The organism is uncultured Gimesia sp. (genome assembly GCF_937919775.1).
In the GTDB taxonomy this organism is placed as follows: domain Bacteria; phylum Planctomycetota; class Planctomycetia; order Planctomycetales; family Planctomycetaceae; genus Gimesia.
The window spans coordinates 1-2,618 of record NZ_CALFPF010000793.1 but is presented as its reverse complement, the minus strand read 5'-3'; the positions used below and the strand labels follow the sequence as shown (position 1 = coordinate 2,618).

2 protein-coding genes are annotated in these 2,618 nt (G+C 46.8%); both read left to right on the top strand.

The window, feature by feature from the left end:
* Positions 1-355 precede the first annotated feature (355 nt).
* Positions 356-544 (top strand): hypothetical protein, encoded by a 189-nt coding sequence (locus Q0294_RS22545; protein ID WP_299469954.1) that lies wholly within the window; start codon positions 356-358, stop codon positions 542-544.
* A gap of 270 nt (positions 545-814) precedes the next feature.
* Positions 815-2,618, top strand: a 1,804-nt coding sequence (locus Q0294_RS22540) for a DUF3857 domain-containing protein (protein ID WP_299469952.1), incomplete at its 3' end; no start/stop codon positions are given.

Sequence of the window (2,618 nt, the reverse complement as noted above, 5' to 3'; positions counted from 1 at the left end):
ACACAAAACGCAACAGAATTATTTCTTTCACTGTGCGATTTTCTTCTGAATCGCAAAGTACGATTCGCTTTCCGACAAGCTAAAAATAGGCTTTTAATATAAGAAATGGCTTGCAGAATTTTGCGAAATATTTACGATGATGACCAACAAATAGATGTAAGTCCTTATTGTGTAATGAGTGTCAATTAAAAAAATTGTTTAATTGAAAAACCATTCATTTTCAACTGGGGCAAACATCGGGGTTTGTCAAGGTTGACAAACTCATTTCTTATTCGTTGTGGCAGACCTTTGCCGACTTATAGCCCGGAGCCAGCGGCAAGGCAGCCCTCGTTTAACTCTCAAAGGAGGATTTGCGGTGGCAAAGAAAAAGGCAAAGAAAGCAGCACCAAAGAAAGCTGCTCCAAAGAAAAAAGCAGCTCCAAAAAAAGCAGTGAAGAAAGCTGCTCCAAAGAAGAAAGCTGCACCAAAGAAGAAAGCTGTTAAAAAAGCCGCTCCAAAGAAAAAGGCAGCTCCAAAGAAAAAAGCAGCCGCTAAGAAGAAATAGTATCCTTTTTTAGCTGCTGGAAACAACAAGCCATAACGAGTAAGAAGCGATCGAGATTTCGATCGCTTCTTCTATTTCTACTTCTCCCAAATTACAATCTACGCGGTTTGGCTGGCACCAACAACCAACGTGACCACATGGCCACCTCTCTGCTTATAGTGGCACACAGACTGGATTTACCACGACAAAAACCAACGAGACACTGCCTGTCGATTTTCAGCAAACGGAAAGTACGAACCCGCATTGAATCAAAGCAGTAAAGAATTGACAGTGAAACCAAAACGTAAACTTTGGCGTACCCGTTTTAAAATGGCGCGCAAGACGTTTCCGTTTGCGCCACGCATCTCTGTTGAAGAAATTCGTCAGCCTGATATTTCGAATGATGAATTACAACACTGGGGCGAATACATTCTCTTGTCTGATTCCACCTGCGTTTTGCATCGTGATGGTACCATTACCAGGCGCGCTCATAATCTGACCAAACTCTATGCGAATGAATCACTAGCGCAATGGGATGAAGTCTATCGTTTTTATGACCGGCAAACATCGCTGCACAAAATCCAGACTGCCAAAGTTTATCTCCCTGATGGAAGCATTCGGAAAGCCCAGAAAGTTGTTCAACCCTACGGCCAGACTTCTGTTAACTTTTATCCTCTCCGTCCGGGCGTGACCGTTGAACTGGAAGAACAGCTGGATTTATTTATTCCCGATCGAATTGCTGCGTGCATTTGGGGGCAGGAGTTTTTTTGCTTCGCCGTTCCCTGCCGCCGACTTCGTTTTACCGTTGCCATCGCCGAACCATTTTCTCTCGAATACAAACTGTATCTGACTGACGAAGAGCCTCGAACATGGAAACAGGGGACCTATCAGGTCTATCAATGGGACATGCATCACCTGCCCGGCTACGAAACAGATGATGGCACACCACATCCGCGCGACGTACTTCCGTGGCTCGATTATACGACACTCACATCCTGGGAGCCTGTCACAAAATTCTATATGAAGGATCTGGAGCCTCCCCAGAAGATCCCTGCTCAGATTCAGAAATTGTCAGAAGAACTCACCCAGGAGGATCAGACCGCAGAAGATAAAATCTGTTCGATCTACAAATACTCTTCTGAGGACGTGAGGTATGGCCGGCATCCGAATGAACTGAACCTGGAGAAAACACGTGAAGTCGGTTCGATGCTGGAGGACATGCGAGGCGACTGCAAAGACAAGTCATCCTTGATGGTCTCGCTGCTCAGGCACCTGGGGATCAAAGCTTACATTACGATTCTGCTCACCCGGATGAATGGTTCCAGTTCGTTTCTCCCCGGAGCACGCTTCGACCATGCCATCGTTTGCATCGATTTGGAAAAGGGAGACCGGCTCTGGTTGGACCCCGCCGGTGGACCTGTCACATTTAAAGACCTCCCCTATAACGACCAGGGGACTCAGGCTCTGCTCCTGAATTCGGAAGTGGGAGAGCTGACGACGATTCCCGAGGGGGGACCTCAGAGCCATCAAATTAATCGCACCTGTCACGGCGTGTTAGCAGAAGACTGCAGTTATCAGTTCACGGCGGAAGTCACTACAACCGGCGATACAGCGATGGAGTTTCGCTTAAAGTACGTTTATCGCAATGAAGAGTACACGGCACTCACGCTGGAGAAAGAACTCGCTTCTGACCTGACCGGCGCCAGAATTGAATCGCCTCGGTTTATCAATCTCAAAGATATTACACGAGACGTTAGCTATGCATATCAGACCACTCTCGATCAATGGTGCAGGCGGATTGAAGAGATCATTCTCTTTCGCATTCCCTGGATTGGCTCTATGCATACAGCCGGTGTGGTGAATGTTCAAAAAAGAACGTCCGCCTTACAGACTCCCAATCCCATTCGATTCACTGACTATCACAAGGTTGAAATTCCCTCAGGCTATCAGGGTTATGGATTACCTTACAAACACCAGTTGCAATGTCAGTGGGGCACCTATCGGGCATCTGTGTTTGTCGAAAGTTCACACTTGATCTGTAAACGTGAAGTGGACCATCTGGGAGGCATCGTTTTCGAAGACCAGTATCAGGAAT